The organism is Mycobacterium gordonae (genome assembly GCF_002101675.1).
GTDB lineage: Bacteria > Actinomycetota > Actinomycetes > Mycobacteriales > Mycobacteriaceae > Mycobacterium > Mycobacterium gordonae.
Window position 1 is genome coordinate 1 of sequence record NZ_LQOY01000229.1, and the last position, 23,592, is coordinate 23,592.

General features: G+C 65.9%; 25 protein-coding genes and 1 pseudogene. 13 read left to right on the top strand and 13 right to left on the bottom strand.

All coding sequences use genetic code 11. The features are described from left to right. Nucleotides 1–172: 172 nt before the first annotated feature. A pseudogene (locus AWC08_RS38745) lies at nucleotides 173–331 on the bottom strand (adenylate/guanylate cyclase domain-containing protein); the annotation flags it as partial. A gap of 131 nt (nucleotides 332–462) precedes the next feature. On the opposite strand from AWC08_RS38745, the gene AWC08_RS28975 reads away from it, so the two are divergent. From AWC08_RS28975 to AWC08_RS29000, 6 genes are all read left to right on the top strand, one after another. Continuing rightward, the gene (locus AWC08_RS28975; protein ID WP_069435034.1) at nucleotides 463–1,449 is read left to right on the top strand and encodes an LLM class F420-dependent oxidoreductase; all 987 of its coding nucleotides are present in this window, start codon (nucleotides 463–465) and stop codon (nucleotides 1,447–1,449) included. Between the two features lie 92 nt (nucleotides 1,450–1,541). Then, the gene (locus AWC08_RS28980) at nucleotides 1,542–2,471 is read left to right on the top strand and encodes an SRPBCC family protein (RefSeq protein WP_069435035.1); all 930 of its coding nucleotides are present in this window, start codon (nucleotides 1,542–1,544) and stop codon (nucleotides 2,469–2,471) included. A gap of 41 nt (nucleotides 2,472–2,512) precedes the next feature. Beyond that, nucleotides 2,513–3,643 carry a zinc-dependent alcohol dehydrogenase gene (locus AWC08_RS28985; RefSeq protein ID WP_372513510.1) on the top strand — a complete coding sequence of 377 codons (1,131 nt, stop codon included), beginning with the start codon at nucleotides 2,513–2,515 and terminating at the stop codon, nucleotides 3,641–3,643. Between the two features lie 13 nt (nucleotides 3,644–3,656). Next, nucleotides 3,657–4,214: a type 1 glutamine amidotransferase domain-containing protein gene (locus AWC08_RS28990; RefSeq protein ID WP_069435036.1), complete on the top strand. Its 558-nt coding sequence runs from the start codon at nucleotides 3,657–3,659 to the stop codon at nucleotides 4,212–4,214. Between the two features lie 105 nt (nucleotides 4,215–4,319). Further along, the gene (locus AWC08_RS28995) at nucleotides 4,320–5,012 is read left to right on the top strand and encodes a HemK2/MTQ2 family protein methyltransferase (protein WP_069435037.1); all 693 of its coding nucleotides are present in this window, start codon (nucleotides 4,320–4,322) and stop codon (nucleotides 5,010–5,012) included. After that, nucleotides 5,009–5,224 carry a CDGSH iron-sulfur domain-containing protein gene (locus AWC08_RS29000; protein WP_065132432.1) on the top strand — a complete coding sequence of 72 codons (216 nt, stop codon included), beginning with the start codon at nucleotides 5,009–5,011 and terminating at the stop codon, nucleotides 5,222–5,224. The genes AWC08_RS28995 and AWC08_RS29000 overlap by 4 nt, the downstream gene beginning before the upstream one ends. A 2-nt stretch (nucleotides 5,225–5,226) precedes the next feature. On the opposite strand, the gene AWC08_RS29005 is transcribed toward AWC08_RS29000, so the two are convergent. Genes AWC08_RS29005 through AWC08_RS29030 form a run of 6 tightly spaced genes read right to left on the bottom strand, consistent with a single transcriptional unit; the run spans nucleotide 5,227 to nucleotide 10,791 of the window. Then, a complete protein-coding gene (locus AWC08_RS29005) occupies nucleotides 5,227–6,243 on the bottom strand; it encodes an iron-containing redox enzyme family protein (protein WP_069435042.1) in 1,017 nt (338 codons plus the stop codon). 17 nt (nucleotides 6,244–6,260) lie between these two features. Then, complete coding sequence (locus tag AWC08_RS29010; RefSeq protein ID WP_069435038.1) at nucleotides 6,261–8,480, bottom strand: SpoIIE family protein phosphatase; 2,220 nt, start codon at nucleotides 8,478–8,480, stop codon at nucleotides 6,261–6,263. After that, nucleotides 8,477–9,076 (bottom strand): SpoIIE family protein phosphatase, encoded by a 600-nt coding sequence (locus tag AWC08_RS29015; protein WP_069435043.1) that lies wholly within the window; start codon nucleotides 9,074–9,076, stop codon nucleotides 8,477–8,479. The genes AWC08_RS29010 and AWC08_RS29015 overlap by 4 nt, the downstream gene beginning before the upstream one ends. Before the next feature lie 31 nt (nucleotides 9,077–9,107). Beyond that, on the bottom strand, nucleotides 9,108–9,518 hold the full coding sequence (locus tag AWC08_RS29020; protein ID WP_065132434.1) for an anti-sigma regulatory factor: 411 nt from the start codon (nucleotides 9,516–9,518) through the stop codon (nucleotides 9,108–9,110). After that, nucleotides 9,508–9,897 carry an STAS domain-containing protein gene (locus AWC08_RS29025; protein ID WP_065132435.1) on the bottom strand — a complete coding sequence of 130 codons (390 nt, stop codon included), beginning with the start codon at nucleotides 9,895–9,897 and terminating at the stop codon, nucleotides 9,508–9,510. Before AWC08_RS29025 ends, AWC08_RS29020 begins: the two co-directional genes overlap by 11 nt. Before the next feature lie 15 nt (nucleotides 9,898–9,912). Further along, entirely contained in the window at nucleotides 9,913–10,791 is an 879-nt protein-coding gene (locus AWC08_RS29030) for an STAS domain-containing protein (RefSeq protein ID WP_065132436.1), read from the bottom strand. A 165-nt stretch (nucleotides 10,792–10,956) separates the two neighbouring features. Between AWC08_RS29030 and AWC08_RS29035 the strand changes: the two genes are divergently transcribed. From AWC08_RS29035 to AWC08_RS29055, 5 genes are all read left to right on the top strand, one after another. After that, the gene (locus AWC08_RS29035) at nucleotides 10,957–11,325 is read left to right on the top strand and encodes an STAS domain-containing protein (RefSeq protein ID WP_065132466.1); all 369 of its coding nucleotides are present in this window, start codon (nucleotides 10,957–10,959) and stop codon (nucleotides 11,323–11,325) included. Between the two features lie 284 nt (nucleotides 11,326–11,609). After that, nucleotides 11,610–12,008, top strand: a complete 399-nt coding sequence (locus AWC08_RS29040; RefSeq protein ID WP_069435039.1) for a heme-binding protein — start codon at nucleotides 11,610–11,612, stop codon at nucleotides 12,006–12,008. Between the two features lie 79 nt (nucleotides 12,009–12,087). Next, nucleotides 12,088–12,594, top strand: coding sequence for a DUF6328 family protein (locus AWC08_RS29045; protein WP_065132467.1), 507 nt, complete (start codon nucleotides 12,088–12,090; stop codon nucleotides 12,592–12,594). 64 nt (nucleotides 12,595–12,658) lie between these two features. Then, nucleotides 12,659–13,714: a DNA topoisomerase IB gene (locus tag AWC08_RS29050; protein WP_065132438.1), complete on the top strand. Its 1,056-nt coding sequence runs from the start codon at nucleotides 12,659–12,661 to the stop codon at nucleotides 13,712–13,714. A 141-nt stretch (nucleotides 13,715–13,855) separates the two neighbouring features. After that, a complete protein-coding gene (locus tag AWC08_RS29055) occupies nucleotides 13,856–14,449 on the top strand; it encodes a PAS and ANTAR domain-containing protein (RefSeq protein WP_065132439.1) in 594 nt (197 codons plus the stop codon). A 6-nt stretch (nucleotides 14,450–14,455) separates the two neighbouring features. Here the strand turns inward: AWC08_RS29055 and AWC08_RS29060 are convergent, their stop codons facing one another. From AWC08_RS29060 to AWC08_RS29080, 5 genes are all read right to left on the bottom strand, one after another. After that, nucleotides 14,456–15,457: a helix-turn-helix transcriptional regulator gene (locus AWC08_RS29060; RefSeq protein WP_083271152.1), complete on the bottom strand. Its 1,002-nt coding sequence runs from the start codon at nucleotides 15,455–15,457 to the stop codon at nucleotides 14,456–14,458. A gap of 13 nt (nucleotides 15,458–15,470) precedes the next feature. Beyond that, nucleotides 15,471–16,607 carry a glycosyltransferase gene (locus tag AWC08_RS29065; protein ID WP_069433747.1) on the bottom strand — a complete coding sequence of 379 codons (1,137 nt, stop codon included), beginning with the start codon at nucleotides 16,605–16,607 and terminating at the stop codon, nucleotides 15,471–15,473. Nucleotides 16,608–16,714: 107 nt separating this feature from the next. Continuing rightward, entirely contained in the window at nucleotides 16,715–18,556 is a 1,842-nt protein-coding gene (locus AWC08_RS29070) for a CheR family methyltransferase (RefSeq protein WP_069433746.1), read from the bottom strand. Nucleotides 18,557–18,610: 54 nt separating this feature from the next. After that, nucleotides 18,611–19,369 (bottom strand): STAS domain-containing protein, encoded by a 759-nt coding sequence (locus tag AWC08_RS29075; protein WP_142283874.1) that lies wholly within the window; start codon nucleotides 19,367–19,369, stop codon nucleotides 18,611–18,613. Then, the gene (locus tag AWC08_RS29080) at nucleotides 19,362–20,369 is read right to left on the bottom strand and encodes a chemotaxis protein CheB (RefSeq protein WP_232007868.1); all 1,008 of its coding nucleotides are present in this window, start codon (nucleotides 20,367–20,369) and stop codon (nucleotides 19,362–19,364) included. The genes AWC08_RS29075 and AWC08_RS29080 overlap by 8 nt, the downstream gene beginning before the upstream one ends. A 91-nt stretch (nucleotides 20,370–20,460) precedes the next feature. Between AWC08_RS29080 and AWC08_RS29085 the strand changes: the two genes are divergently transcribed. Further along, nucleotides 20,461–21,441, top strand: a complete 981-nt coding sequence (locus AWC08_RS29085) for a glycosyltransferase (protein ID WP_174900795.1) — start codon at nucleotides 20,461–20,463, stop codon at nucleotides 21,439–21,441. Nucleotides 21,442–21,458: 17 nt separating this feature from the next. Next, complete coding sequence (locus AWC08_RS29090) at nucleotides 21,459–22,679, top strand: glycosyltransferase (RefSeq protein ID WP_069433744.1); 1,221 nt, start codon at nucleotides 21,459–21,461, stop codon at nucleotides 22,677–22,679. A 13-nt stretch (nucleotides 22,680–22,692) separates the two neighbouring features. Here the strand turns inward: AWC08_RS29090 and AWC08_RS29095 are convergent, their stop codons facing one another. Continuing rightward, complete coding sequence (locus AWC08_RS29095) at nucleotides 22,693–23,580, bottom strand: glycosyltransferase family 2 protein (RefSeq protein ID WP_069433743.1); 888 nt, start codon at nucleotides 23,578–23,580, stop codon at nucleotides 22,693–22,695. Nucleotides 23,581–23,592: the final 12 nt, after the last annotated feature.

A 23,592-nucleotide genomic window follows, 5' to 3' on the forward strand; every position in this document is an offset into this window, starting at 1 on the left:
CGCCCAAGACCGCGCCCACCGCGTGGCCGCCGAACGCCGCCAGAATCGAAAAGAGCGCATCGCCGCCACCGGCCCCCCCGACAACGAACCCCCACCCTTTTAGCTGGGCGGCCGGTCTCACGAGGCGACGGTGAACAGACGCCAGTCGCCCGGTACACCCTTGACAGCACCGGGCGTCAAGCAAGGTATGCCAGTCACGGTCGCCCACCTCCGCGGCCCGGCGCGTCGAGTCCACGATGTCGGTGAACAACGCCGTAGCCAGCACCCGATCATCAAGCAGCTGAGCCTGCTGACCAGTGAGAAACTCCGCGACCACCCGGAACGAATCCCGCCGACGCCCTATATGCGACGCGCAAACCCCAGTTCAGCGCGTAGCGCGTCTCGGAGAGCATTGCGGAAGTGCAATGGCCCGCGGAAGTCGCTACGCCGTTTGCTCAGCGGCCCGTAGGGTACCCCTCAGGCATGGCACGGTTCGGTTATACCTTGATGACGGAGCAGACGGGCCCGAAAGAGCTTGTGCGCGATGCAATTTCGGCAGAGCAGCGGGGCTTCGACTTCGAGGTCTGCAGCGATCATTTCTCACCGTGGCTGGCTTCGCAGGGCCATGCACCCAACGCGTGGGCGGTGCTGGGGGCGGTCGCGCACGCCACCGAACGTGTAGACCTGTACTCCTACGTGACGTGCCCCACCATGCGCTACCACCCCGCGATCGTCGCGCAGCAGGCGGCCACCGTCCAGATCCTCGCCGACGGACGATTCACCCTCGGCCTGGGCAGTGGTGAGAACCTCAACGAACACGTGGTCGGCCAGGGCTGGCCGACCGTCGAGCGCCGCCAGGACATGCTCCGCGAGGCCATCAAGATCATTCGCGAACTGTTCGGCGGCGAACTGGTGGACTGGCGGGGCGACTACTTCCAGGTGGATTCGGCGCGTTTGTGGGACGTGCCCGACGTGCCGCCTGGAATCGGCGTGGCGATGGCCGGCCCCAGGGGCGTGGAAAAGTTCGGCAAACTGGCCGACCACCTCATCGCGGTGGAACCCGACCAGGAATTGGTCGATGACTGGCGGACCGCACGTCAAAGCGCCGGCTGGCCCGGCGTGGGTCGCGTCGTCGGGCAGCTGCCGGTGTGCTGGGATCCTGACCGCGACAAGGCAATCGCCCGTGCGCACGATCAATTCCGGTGGTTCGCCGGCGGATGGACGGTTAACGCGGACCTGCCGACGCCTGCGGGATTCGCCGGCGCCACGCAGTTCGTGCGACCCGACGATGTCGCCGAGAGCATTCCGTGCGGGCCGGATCTGGACGCGATCGTCGAAGCCGCAAAGTCCTACTGGGAAGCGGGTTTCACCGACATTGCCCTCATCCAGATCGGCGGGGAGTCCCAGGAACAGTTCCTGAAGGAGGCCGCCGAACCCCTGTTGGACGCGCTGCGAAGTGCCGCCGGTTGAGGCGCCGCAAACGTTTGGGTGACCGCCGCGCGGGTATGTGGACAGCACCCGACGAACGTCGCAAAAGTACAGCGACGCAAGGAGTTTGACCGATGAATGATCCCGCAGCTGGCAAGACCGTGACGCTGGTCAAAGGGCTGGGGGTAGCAAGCCTGACCCTGGGCCTGTCCGAACTCGTGGCGCCCGGGAGGATCGCGGCGCTTGCCGGCGTCGACGAGACTCCGCGATCGCGCGCCGTCATCCGCGCCCTGGGCATGCGCGAATGTGGGCACGGCGCAGCGCTGTTGGCCGGTCCAGACCAACTGGTCTGGACCCGTGTCGCCGGCGACGTCCTGGACGTCGCCTTCCTGGCGGCCGGAGTGATCCGCCGTGCACCCGGCAGGCGCCGGCGCGGCCTCGTCACCGCCGCCGCGCTCACCGCGATCGGCGGGGCGGACCTGTATGCCGCTCTGCGTACCACGCGCACAGATACCGCCCGCCACGCGGGCGCTCAGCCGCACCGCACCCTGCGCGCCGCAATCACCGTAATGCGTACTCCGGAGCACGTTTACGGCTTCTGGCGGAATCTGGAGAACCTGCCTGAGTTCATGTATCACCTGCAATCGGTCACCAACGCCGATGACGGGCACTCACATTGGGTTGCCAACTCACCCGTGGGGCAGCCCGTGCAATGGGACGCCCAGATCATCGAAGACCTGCCCGGCAAGCGAATCGCCTGGCAATCGTTGCCCGGCTCGGGAATTGAGAACAGCGGAAGCGTCGACTTCACACCTGACCACTCCGGCAAGGGCACCGAGGTGCGCGTCACCATGGCCTACCGGATGCCCGGCGGCGCACTGGGCAAGGCGGCAGCCACCTTGATGGGCGAGTCTCCGGAGCAGCAAGTCAACGATGACCTCCGCCGCTTCAAGCAGATCATGGAAACGGGCCAGGTTCTTCGTTCCGACGGCTCTCCGGACGGCACCGTCGCGCGGCAACAGCTTCATCAACGGGCGGCTCAGCCGTCGGGCAAGGAGGCGTGACCATGCGAGCGACTGTCTGGGCGGGACGCAATAGTGTTGAAGTGCAATCGGTTTCGGACCCGAAGATCCTCAACGACCGGGACGCGATCGTGCGGGTAACCTCGACCGCGATCTGCGGTTCGGATCTTCACATCTATGACGGCTACATCCCGACCGTCAAACACGGCGACATCCTCGGCCACGAATTTATGGGTGAAGTGGTCGAAGTCGGCAAGGCGGTCGGCAATCTCGCCGTCGGTGACCGAGTAGTCGTGCCGTTTCCGATCTCTTGCGGCGCGTGCTCGGCTTGTGACCGCGACCTGTATTCGCTGTGTGAGAACTCCAACCCCAACGCGGGAATCGCCGAGAAACTCATGGGCCATTCCCCGGCGGGTCTTTTCGGCTATTCCCACATGCTCGGCGGATTCGCCGGTGGGCAAGCCGAATACGCCCGCGTCCCGTTCGCCGACATCGGCCCGCTGAAGATCGAGGACGACCTCACCGACGATCAGGCGCTGTTCCTCTCCGACATCCTGCCGACGGGCTACATGGGCGCCGAGATGTGCGGCATCACTCCTGAAGACGTGGTGGCCGTGTGGGGCGCCGGGCCGGTCGGCCTGTTTGCGGCGGTCAGCGCCCGCTTGTTGGGAGCGTCGCAGGTCATCGTCATCGACCGGGTGCCCTACCGATTGGAGCTGGCCGAGCGGCTGGGTGCCACGCCGCTGAACTTCGCGGACACGTCGGTGCTCGGCGAACTGCAAGAAATGACCGCCGGACGGGGCCCGGACCACTGTATCGACGCGGTGGGCATGGAGGCACGCAACGGATCGACCGTGGTGGATGTCTACGACCGGGTGAAGCAGGCAGTGCGAATGGAAACCGAACGGCCGCATGCACTTCGGGAAGCCGCGATGAGTTGTCGCAACGGCGGCACCATCTCGATCGTCGGCGTCTACGGCGGAATGATGGACAAGTTCCCGATCGGAGCGGTGATGAACCGTTCGTTGACCATCAAGGCCGGCCAGTGCCACGTGCAGCGGTATATGCGTCCACTGCTCCAGCGGATCCGCAACGGCGAAATCGATCCGACGGCGATCATCAGCCACCATTTGCCGCTGGATCAGGCTCCGCAGGGGTACGAGATCTTCAAACACAAGCGGGACAACTGCACGAAGGTTGTCCTCAATCCCTAAGGAGTTGGTACCAATGAATCTGGCCGGCAGAAGAATTGCCATCCTGGCAGCCGACGGCGTCGAAAAGGTGGAACTCGAGCAACCTCGCGACGCGCTGCAACAGGCCGGTGCGCGGATAGACATCGTGTCGCTGAAAGACGGCGAAATCCAAGCCCGCAACCACGACCTCGAGCCCGCCGGGACAATAAATGTCGACCGTAAGGTGTCCGACGCCTCACCCGCGGATTACGACGGGCTGGTGCTGCCCGGTGGCACCGTGAACCCGGACAAGTTGCGTGCGGACGAGTCCGCAGTGGCGTTCGTGCGGGACTTCGTCGACAGCGGAAAGCCGGTTGCCGCAATATGTCACGGTCCGTGGACCTTGGTGGAAGCCGGTGTCGTGGCCGGACGCAGACTCACGTCATACCCGAGTATCCGCACGGATCTTCGCAACGCGGGTGCGCGGGTGGTCGACGAGGAAGTGGTGGTCGACAAAAACCTGATCACCAGTCGGTCCCCAAAGGACTTGCCGGTCTTTTGTTCAACGATTTTGCGGCTATTCGCTCAAGTGTCCACTGATTCGTCCAGTTAACGACAAACTCCTGAATTCGGTTTCAACGCACCATTTTGGGGGCATTAAAGTGCCGAGCCGTGATCGCCACGGCGCGTTCCTCCGACGGGTCGAGAAAGGCTTGACGTGACGACCACATACCCAGCGCCAGCCGAATCTCTGGTCGCGGAGCGGGTTTACCAACCCCAATACGACTCTTACCTGCTCGTCGACACCATGCGACGAACCGGTCTGATCCCACAGCGGCGGGTGCTCGATCTGTGCACCGGCTCTGGATTCGTCGCGATAGCGGCTGCCGAGATGGGTTGTGCCAGTGTGACGGCCTACGACATCTGCCCGTCCGCGGTCAGCTACTCGCGCGGCAATGCCGCCGGCGCTGGCGTGGATGTTGATGTGCGGCAAGGATCCTGGGTCAAGGCGCTGGGCCACGGCCCGTTCGACGTCGTGGTATCCAACCCGCCATATGTGCCGACCCCGCCCCTGGACGACACGGGCGCGATCGCGTCCATCGCCGGGCCGTCCCGTGCCTACAACGCCGGCCCGGACGGCCGGCTGGTCCTGGACCCGCTGTGCGGGTCGGCCGGCAAACTGTTGGCCGACGGCGGATCGCTGTTGCTGGTGCACTCGGCTCTCGCCGGTGTCGAGCAGACGCTGGAAGCCCTGCGGGAGACCGGACTGCACGCCGATGTGGTTGCATCGCAGCTGATTCCGTTCGGACCGGTGTTGACGGCGCGCGCACAATGGTTGGAGCAGACCGGTCTGATCGCGCGCGGCTGCCGGAAGGAGAAGATCGTGGTGATCCGGGCAGACAAGCCGTGAGCACGACTCGCGTCCAGGTGATACCCAACGGGCCGGTGCTGGTTTCTGGCCCGGCCCGCATCGAGACACCCAGCGGTGAGGTGGTGGAGTCCGACCGTTTCATGGTGGCGGTGTGCACATGCCGGCGCAGCCAGGACTACCCGCTGTGCGACACCAGTCACCGCAGATGTCGCGGCCCCAAGGTCGAGCGCTTACTCAACGCCGAGAGCTGAACTCAAATCGGCCGCCGCAGCGACGACCGTCCCTGCTGCCAGGCCGACATCAGCGCTTCGGCCAGCCGGTCCTCGACCGCCGCGTGGGCGCGAATCCCGAAGACCACGTCGCTGTCCAGATGCGGTTCACGGGCCAACAGGTCGCCGACCACGTCGATTCGCACCACATGCTCATGCACGGCGTCGGCTTCTACATGCTCGCGGTAGAACTTCGCGCAGGCCGCCGGCGCCTGCATCCGCTGCAGCGCATCCACCATCCGCCGGGAACCCGGCGGCGAGGTGATCTCGATGGACGCGAAGTGTCCCACCGCCGCCCCGCGCAACCGCCGGTGCAGCCCGAACATCGACATCAGATTGACCGCCGCCAGCGACTCGGCCGGTACCGCGTCCAGATAGCCCAGATAGGTTGAATCCAGGTCCGCCGCGTCCAGCAGGTCCGCGAACAGCTGCTGATGCATCTCCGGGCCCCGCCCGGCGCCGTACTCGTCGAACTCGATCGCGACGAATGCCGCCTTGGCGGTCCCCATCAGGCGCGGAATCGCAAACGCGTGCGGATCGCCCTCTTTGAGGTGGTACAGCGAGCGGTGCACGAAGTACTCCCGCATCTGCTCCCACGTCCCGCTGTCCCGTAGGTACCAGGACGGACCGGAACCATCGCGCGGTTCTATGGTCAGCGCTTCCATCTCGGCCGCGGCGGTGTGGCCCGCATCGATCGGCCCGACGTCACGGCGCACGCCCGACAGGAAGACCCGCTCCAATTCGGCGCGCAGCGCCAGCAGCCCCGGATTCCACTCCCAGTTCGGGTCCACCGACGCGAAGCCGCGGTAATGCAGCTCGTAGCACATGTACAACGCCAACTGCAGGTCCAGGCCGTAGGGATCGGAGTCACGCACCGACGCGCCGACGCGGCCCGACGGCTCACGTGAGGCCGGCGTGGTCAGAATGCGGCGCACAGCCGTCGACAGCGGACCGTGTGCCGCCGGCAGAGCCGGTTCGACGGTGATCGACGTGTGGGTCACCACAATCTTTTACCCCGCTAGCCCCTAGGCAAACGAAAGATGATGTCGATGGTGGTGCCGTCCGGGCGGTCGTCGATCCGCATGGACTCGCTCATGACCTTCATCAGCGGCAGACCGCGGCCGCCGTTGCCGGGATCGGCGGCCGGCGGCTTCCATGTCCCCGAGTCGGTGATTCGCGCCCTGATCTCCCCGTCCGTCGCCGTCATCTCGAGCAGCATGGTCCCGACCTCATGTCCCTGGTAGGCGTGCTCGACGCAGTTGGTGCACGCCTCGCTGATCACCAGCACGATGTCGGCCGCTTGCAGGTCTGAGACGTCGGCGGCGCGCAGCCAGGACGTCAGCGCCCGCCGGACAGGCGCCAGGTTCTCCGCGGTGGCCTCGGCCTCGATACGCAGCGGCGCCAGCTGATGCCGATATACGACCATGGCGACGTCGTCGTCGTAACCCCCGGCCGGCGCCAGCTGTTCCAGCACCGCATCGGCGACGGCACTGATCGGCAGTCCGATCGCATCGGTCAGGACGTCGGCGACGCGGGCGAGCCCGTCGTCGATGGACTCGTGCCGGCGCTCGACCAACCCGTCGGTGAACCACATCAGCATCGACCCCGGATACAGCGCCTCGGCTGCTTGCGGCCGGGTTTCGTTGCGCCGCACGGCAAGCGGCACCGAACTGGCGTTGGTGAGCAGCAAGGTCTCGGGTGGCGAGCCGGCTTCGGTCCGGACGAGCACGGCGGGCATGTGACCGGCGTTGCTGTATTCGAGCACGCCGGTGCCGGTGTCGAGGATCGCCAGGAACACCGTGGTGCAGTACGCGTCGGGAATCAGCGACGCCGCGGCATCGAGTTGTTCGAGCAGCACGGCCGGTTTGGCGCCGGTGAGCAGCAACGCCCGCGCCGAACTGCGCAGCTGACCCATGATCGCGGCGGCCGGCAACCCCCGGCCGACACAGTCCCCGACGACGATGCCGATCCGGCGGTCGTCGATCGGCAACACGTCATACCAGTCACCGCCGATCTCCAGCGGCGGCACCGCGGGTTCGTACCGCACCGCAAATCCGGGGGGCGGCGTCATCGGCGGCAGCATCGCCCGTTGCAGCGTCATCGACGTCACCCGCGCGGCCTCGAACTGCCGGACGTGCTGGATGGCCAGACTCAGGTGGCCGATGAGCATCGTCACCAGCAGCTTGTCCTCCGCGCTCACCCAGCGGGGTGACCCGAGTTCCAGCCACAGGGCCACGTCCCCGGCACCGGAGAGCATGGCGACCAGACCCCGTGCCCGGCCGGGACTGTCCGGAGACCCGACTGTCTTCGCGGTGAGCGGCAGTTGGTGACGAGCGTCCTGGAAGATCTCGCGCAGCGTAGGTTCCATTGTGCGCCAATTGGATTCAGGGGGATCGCCGGCCACCACGACAGTCGGTTCACCCTCGCCGGCGGGCCACATCACCGCGACCACGCGATGCACGTCGACGGCGCTGCGGCTCTCTTCGAGGGTGATCTCGAGCACCTCGGCCACGCTCTTGGCCACACTGACGGACGTGGCCAACCGCATCACCGCGCTTTCCCGGGCGGCGAAGGCCCGCTGCGCGGTGACGTCGCGGACCGTTCCGACGTACATGTCCGCCCCGCCGTCAGGCTCGCGAACGGCGTTGATACTCACCGCCACCCAGGCCAGATGTCCGTCTTGATGGCGGACCGGGATCTCGTACTCGGCACTGCCCTGGTCGCGCACCCGCTGCTGCTCGGTGTAAGTGCCCTCGCGATCCACCAGCCACGGCTGCGGCCACGGATACGGTAAACCGTCCTCGCCGTATCCGAGAATATCGGCGAAGGCGTTGTTGACCTCGACCACGGCGCCGTGCTCGTCGGCGACGAAGAATCCCTCCTGCAACGAGTTCACCAGCGCCGTCCGGAACCTGTCCCGGTCGGCAAGGTCTTCGGCGCGTGCCCGTTCCTGTGCGTATCGCCTTGTGCCGTCGATGAATCCGCGAGTCGCGACGTCCAGGGGCGCCAGCGTCTGCAACACGAATTCCAGCGCGGTGCCGCGGTCGACCGGTTCGGTCTTCGAGAATTCGTCGAGTAGCCAGAATGTGTTCTCGATGATGTCGAGCATGCTGATCTGTTCCTGCAGAGCCCTGCGACCGAGTTCGTGCCCGACCGCCAGGCTGTCCTCGTCGCGCGTTGCGAGGTAGTTTCGCAGCGCCGCCCGGTACTGATCGTGGAACTCGTCGGTGTAGGTCATGTCGAGATACCCCGGTGACGTGCGGTCAGCACCATGGCGTCGTCAGTTTCCTTGGCGTGCTTCTCGAGTACCTGCTCGGCGATATCGGCAGCGGAAGCGGCGAAGTCGATCTGGTCGACGTAGTCGTCGGAGATGCCGTCGCTGGTGATCACCACCAGATCGCCGGTGCGTATCGAAACCACCTGCGCGGGCCTGGGTTCCGGGATCCGGTAGCCGACGATGCCGCCCACCAACCGGGCGCTGGAACGGACTTGTACGCCACTGACGCTCTTGGCCACCAGGTTTGCGCGCACATTGCCGATCCCGGTCCAGGTCAGCTTGCTGGTCTGAAAATCTATGCGGGCCAGCGACATCGCGGCGCCCCGCGTGCCTGTCAGCACCCGGTGGCAGAGCGCGACCAGCACCTCCAGCCGCTCCGCACGAGCCTTCGTGAGCGCCTCCACGCCCGCCAGCGCGGCACCGGCGGCAGCAGGACCGTGGCCCAGACCATCCAGCACGCCGAACAGCGCAGCCACGCCGTCAACGTCGACCGCGACGGCCTGGTCGCCGCACAGTTGCTCGCCCGGGCGGGGGCGACTTGCCGTCGCCCACTCGATCGGTCCGAACCGACCCGCCGACCGGGCTCGGTCAGGCACGGGCCGGAACCCATTTCCACATCTCGATCACCGTCCCGCGACCGAGTGTGGACTCGACGATCAGGCGATCCATCAGCCGCCGCGCTCCCGGCAGTCCCATGCCGAGACCGCGACCGGTGGTGTAGCCGTCCTCCATCGCACGGTCTATGTCGGCGATCCCGGGGCCTTCGTCCTCGGCCCGGACCACAAGTGCCCGGCGGCCTTCCCGGTCGGCCACTGCGACGCGAACCTCGCCGTGTCCGGCATAGCTGGTGATGTTGCGGGCGATCTCGGAGATCGCGGTGGCGATCATCGTGACGTCGGTAAGGGTGAACCCCAAGTCCATAGCGAGCTGGTGGCCGGCTTTGCGGGCCGCGACGATGTCGTCGGAGGTGTTGATGGCGACCACGGTCTCAGCCGCCACCGTCGCGCCCGATCATCGATTTACCCAGCCCCAATTGCTTGTTCAGCAGCGCTATGCCCTCTTCGAGATCGAGCGCGGTGCTCATATCGTCGAAGGCCAGCCCCAGCTGCACCATGGCGAACGCCACCTCTGGTTGCAGACCGACGATCACTGTGGTCGCCCCGCGCAACCGGGTCATGTGCGCGATCGTGCGAAGTGACCGGGCCGCGAACGAGTCCATCACGTCGATGGCCGTGACATCGACGACGATCCCCTGAGCGCGGAACCGGCTGACCCGCTCCATCAGGTCTTCGCGCAACCGCTCGGTGTCGGAGTCAGTCAGGGCGGCTTGCACGGTGGCGATCAAGATCGCGCCCTGCTTCAAGATGGGTACGGGCATGCGTTACTCGCCGGGCTATTCGCCGGTGCGGGTGACTTCGTAACCCAGCAGGCGCTCGGCCTCTTCGATGCCGCCCTGCAGGTCGCCGACGGCGTTCATCTTCGACAGGTCCAGCCCGATGGTCACCAGGGTCAGCGCGATTTCGGAGGACAGACCGGTGATAATGACGCTCGCACCCATCAGCCCCGAGGCATCCACCGTCTGCACCAGGTGGTTGGCCACCGTGGAGTCGATAGTGGGGACACCGGTGATGTCGATGACGACCACCTTGGCGCGGTTGGCGCGGATGGCACGCAGCAACTGCTCGGTCACCTGACGGGCCCGCTGGCTGTCCAGCACGCCGATGATCGGCAGAATAAGTAGCTGTTCGCGGACCTGCAGCACCGGCGTGGACAGCTCGCGGATGGCTTCCTGCTGCTGGCGGATGATGCGCTCGCGCTCCTGCACGAAGCTCACACCCACGGTGTTGGCGATCCGGTTGGCAGCCGGCTCGTACGCGTCCAGCACCCGGTTGAGCATGTCGAATTCGGCCTGGTACTTCTCGAACAGCGACCGCGCCAGCACGTCGCGCAGCAGCAGCACGATGCCGAGCACCTCGTCGGTCTCCACGCCCCGCGGGATGATGCGTTCGGAGAGGTCGCGCGCATAGTCCTGCAGCGCCTCGACGCTACCGGTCTCGAGCACCTCGACGTAGTTGTCGTAGACGGCGGTCGCCTCGGAGAAGATCTCCTCCGGCGTCATCGCGGTGAGCAGTTCGGCCTCGGTGATCCGGCGGGCCCACTCCTCGCGCAGCGCGGTCCGGTTCCGCCGGAGGTGCTGGACCAGCTGCGGTAGCAAACCCTCGGAGGAGACGCTGTTGCCGGTGCTGCTGGATTCTGACGGCAAATCTGACATGTGCCCCTCCAAGCCGCTACAAGCCCACCGCAGGCCCTTATGGGGAGAGTAGCTTGAGCTGTGACGAGGGACGTGTTGAGGTCTTCCACTTCTTGCGGTAGGCACGGCAGGTTAGGCTTGCAGCACACTCGCCGACTCGTGAGGCCCGGACTGAAGGATCGCCAGTTGTCAGCTCCTGATTCGATCACCGCCACGGTCGCAGACCATGACGGAGTCGTGGTACTCAGTATCGGCGGCGAAATCGACCTGGTCACGGCACCGGCCATGGAAGAGGCCATCGGCGGCGTCACGGTGGACAACCCCTCAGCGCTGATTATCGATCTGTCTGCCGTGGAGTTCCTCGGATCGGTCGGATTGAAGATTCTGGCGGCGACCTTCGAGAAACTGGGCGATTCGGCGGAGTTCGGTGTGGTGGCGCGCGGGCCGGCGACCAGACGGCCCATTCACCTGACCGGCTTGGACAAGACGTTCCCCTTGTATCCGACGCTGGACGACGCCCTGACCGGTGTGCGGGAAGGCAAGCTCAACCGCTAGCCGGCGCCCCTGCGGATAACGTTTTCGTCACGAAGCAGATCACGATCTCTTAAGAAACTGCAGCGTTCTCTAAGCGTTCTTACGTTCAAGCGACTTTTCTAGGATATTTGCTCGACTAAATATGCCTCTTGAGTTTCTTGCGTCACACGGTTTTCGCACTCCGCCCAGGGCTTCGTTTGGTGTCCGAAAGCGGCGCCGGAGAACTGTTTTGGCTTTTCGCTACCTTGGATTTCAGGGCATCGGGACCCTCACGACCGGTTCACTCATTCGGAGGAACAAACATCATGAAATTCAGCAGTATCGTCGCTCGCCACCGCGTTGCCGGTATCAGCGCCGGTTGTCTGCTCGGGGGAATCGCCATGGGTATCGTCGGCGCGCCTTCGGCAGCGGCGGCACCTGACTGCAGCCCGGAAGGCGTCAACTCCACCGTCATGTCGGCGCGGGGCGCGGCAGAGCAGTACCTCGCCGGACACCCGGGTGCCAACCAGGCGGTAACCGCGGCATACGGGCAGCCGCGCGGCGAAGCCGCCGCCAACCTTCGCGGTTACTTCACCGCGCACCCCAACGAGTACTACGACCTGCGGGGAATTCTGGCGCCGATCGGCGACACCGAGCGGCAGTGCAATGTGTCTGTCCTGCCGCCGAACCTGGAATCGGCCTACCACGAATTCATGGCCGGCTGATTCTGCCGTCACGCTCGTAACGACCCGCCACAACGGAGTGGCGGGTCGTTCGGCATTCAAAAGTGCAATGATCACCGATATGGATGTCGATCATCCAGAACGCGACCAGCAATGGGATCGCCGCGAGCGGGGAGAAACAGAACTCGAACGGCTGGACCGTAACTGGGCGAGTCTGCTGCAGGAACTGCGCGTGGTGCAGACCGGTGTGCAACTGCTGACCGGTTTTCTCCTGACGCTGCCGTTCCAGGCCCGTTTCCAGGTGCTGGGCCCGGACATGCGGGTGGTGTATCTGGTGACGGTCGGTTGTTCGGTGGCCGCCACGGTTTTCCTGATCGCGCCGGTGGGTTTGCACCGCTTGCTGTTCCGGCGGCACCGGATCTCGGTGCTGGTGTCCGCGGCGCACCGGTGCGCCTACGTCGGTCTGCTGCTGCTGGGTCTGGCGCTCACGGGCGTGACGGTGCTGATTTTCGACACGGTGGCCGGCGCCGTGGCCGGGCTCATCGCCGGTGCCTGTGCCCTGGCACTGTTCGCGGTGTCCTGGTTGTTCGTGCCACTGCTGCTACGAACCCGTGGCCGGAAGGTGTGAGTGCTCACCGAGCGGGTTATCCACCGGTCAGCCGACGTGACGTCGGGGACAGCGGAGGATTTCGATGCGGCTGCGCCGCAGTGTGCTGACCAAGCCGGGTATCACCCGCAAGCGCCGGGGCAAGGGCTTCGCCTACTACGGTCCGGACGGCGAGCGGCTGACCGATCCCGCGGCGCTACAGCGGATCAAGGACCTCGTCATCCCGCCGGCGTGGAAGAAGGTGTGGATCGCGCCCTATCCGAACGGACACATCCAAGCCGTCGGCACCGACGCGGCGGGGCGCCGGCAATACCTCTACCACCAGAGTTGGCAGCAGGAACGGGCGGAAGAGAAGTTCGACCGGGTGCTGGAGATGTCCAAGGAACTGCCGGCGTATCGCGAGCGCATCGCCCGCGACCTGGCGGGCCGTGGCCTGACCCGCGACCGGGTTCTCGCGCTGGGTCTGCATCTGGTCGACCTCGGGTACTTCCGCGCGGGCGGCGAACAGTACGCCGAGGAGAACGAGTCCTACGGTCTGGCCACCCTGCTGTGTGAGCACGTGACCGTACGCCGCAACGCGGTCGCCTTCGATTACCCCGCCAAGAGCGGGGTGCGCCGCCAGTACGAGGTCGAGAACGCCGAGGTGGTGCGGGCGGTGCGCGCGCTGTTGCGCAGAACGGAATGCAGCGGACGTTTTCTGGTGTGGCGCAATGCCTCGGGGTGGGTCGACGTGCACAGCGACGACCTCAACGCCCGGTTCAAGGAGCTGGTCGGCTCCGACTACAGCGTGAAAGATCTGCGGACATGGCATGGCACCGTGCTGGCCGCGGTGGCCTTCGCCGACGCCGACCCTGCGGTATCGCAGCGGGTGGCCAAGCGCGTGGAGGCCGCGGTGATGCGGGAAGTCTCCGAGGAGCTGGGCAACACGCCCGCGGTGGCGCGCAGTTCCTATGTGGATCCGCGGGTGGTCAGCGGCTACCGCGAAGGCGTCACCATCGCGGCGGCGGTGCGGCGAGCCGCGCGTTCGGACCGCCCGGACGCCGCGCAAGGTGCGCTGGAGAAGGCCACGCGGGAGATGATCCGCCGGATAGCCAAGGGTGATAACAAGACTCGGTCATCTGCGCTGGCCAAGACGGCCTAGCCTCGTCACTTTCGCTTTCTGGCTTTTATCCGGAAAGCGAACCGAGCGGCCACCGAAGTTCAACCATGGCGCGCCGGTCGGAATATCATGAGCATGGTGTGCGCAGATACGCGGCGAAAGAGGGGTCGCCGGTGGCCACTGGTGGGGAGATTTCGCTACCTGGCCCGTGAGGACCGTTGGGAGTGGTCGGAAGAGGTTGCCCGAATGCACGGCTATGAGCCGGGCAGCGTGCAGCCGACGACGCAGTTGCTGCTCAAACACAAACATCCCGACGACAAGCCGACCGTCCCGGAGCTCATCGAGCAGGTGCGCCGGCATGGCGCCGCCTTCAGTAGCAGGCATCGGATCGTCGACACCCGCGGTGAGACACATGTGGTTGTTGTGGTGGGGGACCGGTTCGGCGGTCCCGACGGCCGGCTGCTCGGTATCGGCGGGTTCTACATCGACGTCACCGATCAGTTCGACGCTGACCTGCAGAAACACCTGAGCGAGGCGCTGCTGGCCGTCGATTCGCGGCGGGCGGTGATCAACCAGGCGATGGGGATCCTGATGCTGCGCTACGGCGTCAACGCCGAGTCAGCGTTCGATCTGCTGGTCAAGCTCTCGCAGGAGTCGAACGTCAAGTTACGCGACGTCGCCGAGCGGGTGGTCGACGAGATCACCGCTCAGGACGTCCTGCATGACAACGCCGCCGACCGGGTCGACCGGCTGCTTCGTGCCCGGGACGGGCTCTAGCAGCGGTTACTGCTGAAGCGTGGCGTGCGGGCTCTGTCCGTAGGTCTTGCGATACAGGGCGGCGAACCTGCCGGTATGGGCGAAGCTCCACCGGTGTGCCACTTCACTGACGGTGGTGCTGGACCGGTCGCTGTTGATCAGTTCCTGATGTGCCCGGTGCAACCGGACGCGGCGCAGGTACTCGGTGGGCGTGGTGTCCAGGTGCTGCCGGAACAGGTACTGCACCGCGCGGGAGGTCATGCGCAGCGCGTCGGCGATGTCATTGACCCCGATGCCGTCACCGGCGTGGCGGTGAATGAACGAGATCGCGCCTTTGAGGGTCGGTGGCACCGACGGGTTGCGAAGCACGTCCTGGCCCTCGCTCATGTTGGATGGCCAACCCTCGAGCAATGCGGCACCGAGCAGCTGGGCCGCCGCATTGACCATCAACGGCTGCTGTGCGGTTTCGGCGTAGGAGAAGCTGGCGATCACGTAGTCCAGTGCCTGGCTCCAAGCCCGCGCAACGGCAGCCGAGCGGGGCCGGCAGTTGGCGAACCGGATCTGCTGAGGTAGTGGCCCGGTCTTGTCTGCCGCGACCTGCGTGAGATGCCGCAGATCCATCCGCACGACGTTGAACCGCGCCGTGTTGGCCTGGATAGCGCACGGTAGGCCTTCGGCGGCGATCACCGGGGTGTCCATCCTGTTCCCGGGGTCACCGGCCAGCGTCAGCGAGCCCGCTCGCGGGTGGATCACCAGAACCGCGTCGTGGGCGTGGATTTCGCAGCCAACCCGGCCCTCGATCAGCACCTCGTCGATGGTGACGGCGTCGGACTCGAAGCGTTGATGGGTGACCGACGAGCCACCGGTCAGGCTGCTGGTCCGCCAGCCTGGCTGGTATGCCTGGGCGAAAAACTTCCTGGCCGCCTCGGATTCGCCGGTATGGAACTTCGCGTATCGGACGGCGTCCGGCGCGCGTGTCTCCGCCGACCGGTCGGCGGTCTCCTCGGGGTGGTAAGGCGCGGTTGTCATATTTTTCGGTGTCCTAGGCTATGGCGCTGGTTTTCACGTGACTCGCCTGTTGATAGATGCTCAGCGCGTCTTGGGCGATCCGGTCCCAGGTGAAACGTGACATCGCCCGGGAACGACCGGCCGAACCCATGCTCTGGCGTGCAAAGCGTTGCTGCTGCATGCTTTTCAATGCGCCGGCCAGCTCATGCGGTCTGGTCGGGGACACCAGCAGGCCGGTGACATTCCCGATCACCGCGTCCCTCAGGGCGCCCACCGCCGTTCCCACCACTACGCGTCCGCTGGCCATGGCCTGTAACGCCGCGGTGGCGCGCGGGGCCAGCCGCGGGGTGCAGGCAACGACATCGGCGGACCAGAGCAACGGCGGAATATCCTCGGGCGCAACGCAACCCGCGAAGTGCACCCGGTTGCTCACCCCCAGCTCGGTGGCCATGCGCTTGAGCTTGGTCCGCTCCCTCTTGTTGCGGGCGTCGGTGGCCGACGTCTCGGCGATCACCAGCTCGCTGTCCGGCACGTGCGGTAACACCCGGATGGTTCTGTCAAAACCATTGCAGGGCTGCAGGTTCGGCGCGCATTGCACTATGCGGTAGGTATCGTTGTTCACCCATTTGGGATCGGTACAGGTGTAGCGTTCGGCGTCGATTCCGGTCGACAGGACCGAGGTGCGGGCCCGGTTGCGACGCAATCTGGTCAGCACATCGAGTTCTTCGGTGCTGGCGCCCGTCACCCAGGCCGCGCTGCGAATCAGCAACGGTTCGAGGCGGGCGCGTTCGGAATCAACCTGCGGCGCCGCAGCCACACCTGAAGCCGCTGCGGCCAGACCGTAGAAACTCTGGACGGTAACCAGTTGGTTTCTGCGTGCCGCCAGCTGTGCGGCCAGGCCGCCCAGCCACCCGAAACTGTGCACGATGTCGGGTGGTTCGCTGGACCAATGTCGCGACAGCTCCGCCGCCCAATCGCCGACGAACGGCAACACCTTGGCCGGTGTTACCGGCGCGGACGGTCCGACACCCTCCCGCGGGTAGACCGTCACGGTGTGACCTTGGGCGACCAGCGCCGCGCAGAACCGGACGAACTCGTCCCCTATATCATTTCCGACGAGATCCGGGTAATCAGCACAGACGTCGTCGCCCCAGACAATGGCGATCCTCACGAGTGGTTGGGTTGCCTGGCCCGGTACCCCGCAAACGGCGCGGAGCAAGCGATTCGCTTACTGGACAGGGCGTGCGGAGGCCGGACGGGCCCTGAATCAGGCCGGCATCAGCTCACGACTTCCATCAACAGCAGCGACCCGCCGACACCTCCGTCGGTGTCGGGAAACGGCGTGCACGTCACTCGCACCCGCGTTTGACGGCCACGCCTGTTGACCGCATCCACCACTATTTCGCCTGCGCTGTCGGGATTGACGAACGCTTGTCCGATCAGTGGCTGCACCGTTTCCACTGGCAAGCCGATATCCAGCGCGGACAGCTTCTTGCCGATCGTTTCATCGGATCGAAGGCCCCAGAGATCTTCACAGGCCCGGTTCCACACCACTACGCGCAGCTCGCGGTCCACCAGAATTAGTCCGCGCCGTACAGCGTTGATCAACGCATCGAGGAAATTCTTCGCCTCGTCGAGTTGACCGCTGCGTTCGCGTAACGCGTCGTTGGTGGTCTGCAACACGTCGTTGGTGGATTGCAGCTCCTCGTTCATCGTCTCGAGTTCTTCGTTGGTGGACTGCAACTCCTCGTTGGTGGTTTCCAATTCCTCGACCGTCGACTGCAGCTCTTCGTTGGTGGTTTCGAGTTCTTCGTTGGTGGACTGCAGTTCTTCGTAGGCCGCTTCGAGTTGCCGATTGGTATGCACGACCTTGTCGAGCAGGGTTCGGGTCGCGGTGACGTCGAAGAAGGCGATCGAAACGCCGAGCAGGCCGTTGTCGGCGTCGACGAGCGGATTGACGTGGATTTCCAGCCACACCGTATCCATTGCCGGCCGTTGCCATTTGATGTCTGGGATGCGTGCCGGACGCCGCTCGACCTTGGCCTGCTCGAGGTAGAGGCGCAATTCGACTGGGCGATAGGACACCTCGAGATCACGGAGCAATCGGCCGATGTCTCGCGCCGACACCCCCAGCAAGGTCTCGGCCTGCTGGTTGATCATCGCGACGGTGTCCTCGCCGGTGACCACGATCTGAGCCACTGGGCTGGCGCGATAGGCAATCTCGCGCAATCTCGTCAGGTCCGACACGTCGCCCTGACGTTCGTAGAAAGCCACGGTGGGGTCCTGGCGGTCCAGCGTGTTGCGCGATCCGGCGGCCTTCACGAACAGCCGGTTTTCCAGGTTCAGCGGGGTGAACTTGTGGGTCTGGCTCAGCAGCATCTCGGCCCGCCCGAGGAACAGGATCCCATGCGGCGCCAGGGCAAAGTGCAAGCGGTTCAACACATTGCGCTGCGTCTCGGCATTCAGGTAGATCAGGGTGTTGCGGCAGACCAGCAGATCCACCCGCGAGATAGGTGCGTCCTTGACGAGGTCGTTGCGCCCGAAAATCACCGACCGGCGCAGGTCCGTGTGAAACACGTACCGGTCATCCACGCGCTCGAAATAGCGGTCCAGGAACTCCGGGGGCACCGACTCGACGGCCCTGGCGTCGTAGGACGCCAGGCGCGCCTGGCGAAGCGCGTCCTCGTCGATGTCGGTGGCGTAGATCTTGACGCGTTGCCGGAAGGCGTCGGCGCCCATCGCCTCGACCAGCAGCATGGTCAGCGAGTACGCCTCCTGTCCTGACGCGCAACCGGCACTCCACACCCGAACGGGGTCGTCGGGACCGCGGTTGGCCAGCAATCGCGGAATGACGTCGCTGGCTACGAAGTCCCATGCCGGTGGGTCGCGGAAGAACGCGGTGACGTTGATCAGGATCGTGTTGAACAGCGCAGCGAACTCGTCGGAACTGGCCTGCAGCACGTCCAGGTAGTCCTCGAAGCTGACGCAGCCTGCTTGTTCCATCCGGTAGCGGACGCGACGCATGAGTGATGCCCGTTTGTAGCCGGTGAAGTCGAAGCCACGGGAATCGCGCAGGTAACGCAGCAGCGCTTCGAAAGACTCGTCAGTGGGGTCGTTCATCGAAGTGCCGTCCGTCTAGCGTTTGCCGAAGGATCTGAACACTACCCGCGTGCGTCACAGTTCATTTTCGGATCCCACCAGTGCCCACACCGTCTTGCCCGACGATGTCGGCGTGCTGCCCCAGCGGCGGCAGAGAACCGAGACGATGGCCAGGCCGGATACGACGTCCGCGCCGTGGCCGGTGTCTTCGTGGTGGGCCGCGGGAAGGTGGCTGCAATCCTCCACGGCGACAGTCACGGTGTCTTCACAGTTCTCCACGACCAGGACCGGTGCGCTGTCGGTGTGCTCCAGGACGTTCTCGATGAAGACGGTCGCGACGGTGCTCGCCACCGGTATCAATCGCTCGCACGACCACGCGGTGAGCCATTCTTCGATCATGGCGCGGGCCAGACCGATGCTGACCCGGCTGGACGGGAGCTCGGTGCGTCCCCGTCGGCGACTGTGCCGGGTGAAATCCGCGGCGGCGACAAGGGCGGCAGCACAGGTGGGGTGCACCGGGACGTATCGCGCCACGCCGCACTGGGCGATGGCCCGGCGGTGATGAATGTCAGCGGAGACCAACAGGATCGGTACGTCCGGCCAGATGTTGACATGCCAGCGGGCGCTGGTGAATACCGACCAGGCGGACTGGCTCGGTACCGCCAACCGATTGACGTCGACGATGACCGCTCTCGGCTCGTCCAGCGCCGCCTTGATCACGCTGTCGCGCAACCCGCGGTAGGTAGAACTGTCCAGCACGCCTACCGCCCGCAGGATCGACGCGTCACCATGGCGGTCGGTGGCGATCAGGACGGCGGGGCTGGGATCAGCCAACTGCGTCACCGTGGTTCGTGGTCAACGAACCGAGTCGCTCGCTGAGCACGGCCAGTGCCCGGTCCGCTTCGTCGGCGATCTGGGTATAGCGCCGGTGCATCAGGCCATGCCCCACCCGGTCAGCCAGCTTCCTGGCCAGGCCGGCCTTTTCCCGCAGGCTTCGTAGGGCCACCCAGAGCGCGGTTTCGACTTCGTCGTCGCGGGCGGCAAGTAGTGACTCGGGCGACCAGGCATGTCCGACCCGGCAGCGAAAGTGGTGATCCCCTAGTGCGGACAGCGACCCATTGCAGTCCGGACACGTATACCCAGACGCCGGACCCAAATCCGCGGCGTCGAACTGGGTGGCTAAATGCGAGGCCATGGCGATCCGGTTCTCCAGCTCCAACGTTATGTCCGGTTCGGTGTTCGTGCGGGTGGTGTCGCGCCGCGCCAGTTCTTTTAGCAAGGTTCCGACATCCGCGGCGCTGACCTGGTGATCGAGTACCCCCGCGGTGGCGGCGTTAGTCGGCATTGCGGGGAAGAGTGCGTCATCCGGTGTCTGGCCGATCGTCACGCCGCCGCGGGCTTGGATCGTCCCGAGGCCCGACACCCCGTCATCGAGTACCCCGGAGAGCAGCACCCCGATGGCACGCGGACCGAAAGACAGGGCCACGGAACGAAACAACGCGTTGATTGCGGGCCGGTGTCCGTTCTCGGTCGGCCCGCGCGACAGCACTACCCGGTGGTCGTCGACCAGCAGATGGTAGTCCGGGACCGCCACATAGATGTGCGCCGGTTCCAGTTCGGTGCCCTGCTCGGCGGTGACCGCCGGCAACGGACCGCGACGGTCGACGATGCGCGCCAGGACGCTCGGCGCCGTGGGAGGCAGATGCAGGGTCACGAGAAACGCGTAGGGGAGATCGGCGGGCAGCCCTGCCGCCAATTGCGTCAGTGCTTCGACGCCTCCCGCAGACGCGCCGATCGCCACTACGCCGGCGAGGCCACCGCTTTCATTACTCACGCGCATTGCACATGTCGTACCCGCTCAGAACAAGGAAAAACTGGGCGAACAGAACCGTTTAGCGAATCACCTTTAGGGTATTTCGCTCGCCATGCCCGAGGCTAGTGGCGCAGCGTCAACGATCAGGAACGTGCTGTTGTGGCACGTGCACGGCGCCTGGACACAGTCGTTCGTCTCGGGACGGCACCGCTACCTGATACCCGTGTCCGCCGAGGGCGGTGCCGACGGGCGGGGCCTGGCCGGGCGTCGCTGGCCGAACGCCGTCGAGATCCAACTCGATGAACTGGGCCGTCAGGACATCGATCTGGTGGTGCTGCAGAATCCGCACGAATCGACGCTGCTGCACAGGTGGGCGGGACTGCGGGCCGGGGCCGACGTACCCGCGGTCTATGTCGAACACAACGCGCCGCGTCCGCACCCCGTAGCGAGCCGGCATCCGCTCGCCGACCGCGGCGACATCCCACTGGTGCATGTCACCGATTACAACCGGCTCATGTGGGATAACGGTCAAGCGCCCACCACCGTGATCGACCACGGAATCGCCGATCCGGGCCAGCTGTACACCGGGGAAATCCTGCGCGCGGCAACGATGATCAACGAACCACAACGCCGCGGCCGGGTGGTGGGTACGGATCTGCTGGCGCCACTGTCACGGTACGGAGCCATCGATGTCTGGGGGATCGGCAGTGCGGCATTACGCGGTGACCGCGGCGCAGTGACCGGACGTGGCGACGTCGCCACGCCCGAACTGTGGAACGAGGTGGCCCGTCGGCGGGTGTATCTGCACACCGCTCGCTGGACGTCGCTCGGCCTTTCGCTCATCGAGGCGATGTTCCTCGGTATGCCGGTGGTGGCGGTGGGTTCGACCATGGCGCCGTTCGTGGTGCCCGGCGAAGCAGGCGTGGTCAGCGCGAACCTCGACAGGCTCGGGCTCGGGTTGCGCGACTTCCTCAATGACCATGCCAGGGCGCGGGCGGCGGGCAAAGCGGCGCGGGACTACGCCGTGGCCCGCTTCGGGCTCGGACGCTTCCTCGCCGAATGGGACGACGTTATCGAAAAGCAGTGCCGCTAACCACGAAAGGAGCCCGCATGAGGATCGCCATGATCTCCGAGCATGCAAACCCTTTGGCGCACCTGGGGGGAGCGGACGCGGGTGGCCAGAATGTGCATGTCGCCGAGTTGTCGGCCGCCCTGGCCCGGCGGGGCCACGACGTCGTGGTGTACAGCCGGCGGGACGACCCCCGTCCGCCGGAGCGGGTGCAGACCGAGCAGGGCTACTGCGTCGTGCATGTGCCCGCCGGCCCGCCTCAGGTCCTTCCCAAAGATGCTCTGCTGCAATACATGTACGCCTTCTCCTATCACCTGCGCGTTGCCTGGGCCGAACAACCGCCTGACGTGGCGCACGCGCACTTCTGGATGTCCGGTGTGGCCACTCAACGCGCGGCCCGACAGCGGCGAATTCCGACCGTGCTGACATTCCACGCGCTGGGATCCGTGAAGCGCCTGCATCAGGGCTGGCAAGACACCAGCCCGGACTGCCGGTTGAGGATGGAAGCCGACATCGCCCGAGGAGCGAACTGGGTCGCCGCGACCAGCACCGACGAGGTTTTCGAGTTGGCCAGAATGGGACGCGCCCCGGCCCGCACCTCGGTGGTGCCGTGCGGCGTCGACACGGATGCTTTCACCCCGGACGGCCGAAAAGCGCCCGGCGGCGAGCGTCCGCGTATCGTCTCGGTGGGGAGACTGGTGCAGCGCAAGGGATTTGACACCATTATCCGAGCCCTGCCCAGCATCCCGGCCGCCGAGTTGGTGATCGTCGGGGGCCCCGACCGCGCGGCGCTGGCCGAAGACGCGGAGGCCCAGCGGTTGAGCCGGCTGGCCGCGGACCTGGGCGTGGCCGACCGGGTGCGGCTACTCGGATCGGTCACCCGGGAGCAAATGCCCGCGATGTTGAGGTCCGCGGACCTGGTGGCCTGCACACCGTGGTACGAACCTTTCGGCATCGTGCCTCTCGAGGCCATGGCATGCGGAGCACCCGTGGTGGCAACGGCGGTCGGCGGAATACGCGACACCGTCGTCGACGACGTGACCGGCCGGCTGGTGCCGCCCAAGGACCCGGTGACGCTGGCCGAAGCGATCAACGAACTGCTGGCCGACCGGGCGCGGCGGCGGGCGCTGGGTACCGCCGGCCGGGGACGTGCCCGGGCCCGGTATACCTGGGATCGGGTGGCCGCCGACACTGAGCGAATTTACGAGAAGTTAGCGCCCGTCCGGCGCGGTATGGCCGCCCCCAGTAGTCGCTCGGGGTGAGCGGTGTTGGCGATCAACGGGTTTCCAGCAGGCGCACCGATTGCTCGACGTGGTCGGGTAGCCGGTGGCGCGCGCGGATCACATCCGGTAGCGCGGCTGCCGCCTCGCGCAGCGCCTGCGTGTAAGCGCCGTCCTGGTTGTGGCGACATGCCGCCCAAACCAGGGCCGCGCCGGAGCGCAAACATCGGCTCAGCGGCCTGCGCAAACCTGCGGAGAGAGCGGTATTGCGCAGCACCCGTGCCTGTTCGGTGTGGCTGGTCTCGCGCACCGTGGACGGTTCGTGGTAGGCCACCAGCGCCCGGCAGAAGCACAGGTCCCAACCCCCCGCGGCGAGATCCCAAGCAAGCAACTCTTCTTCGCCGCGGAAGTGCAGGATCGGGCTGAACCCGCCGGCCGCCTCGAAGGCGGTCTTGCGTACCATCGCCGAGCAGGCCTGGAAACCAAGAATCGACGGGCCGGGCAACTGAGGGTCGCGCCCGAGAGGGCTGTCGGCAAGCTGGGCGACCAACGGGTCGTCGCGGTGCTGCGGATACACCACGGTGCGGGCGGCGAGCAACGCCACGGTGGCATAGCGGTCGAATACGGCCTCAGCCAGCCCGATGGCGTCGGGATCCCACCAGGAGTCGTCGTCACAGAACGCGACGTACGGTGTGTTGCATTGGGCTACACCGATATTGCGGGCCACCGCGCCTTCATTGCTGTCGAGGCACACGGTGGTCACCCGCCCGGGATGCTGGGCCGCCACGCGGCGGACGGCGGCCACCGAATCATCCCGCGATGCGTTGTCCACCACGATGATCGGACATTTCGTGGTGCTCAGCAGCCGGTCCACCACCACGCGCAATTGCTCGGAACGGTCGCGTGTCGCGATGACGAATGAGGTTCGGGGCCGGCCCTTCATGCTCGCGGCGGC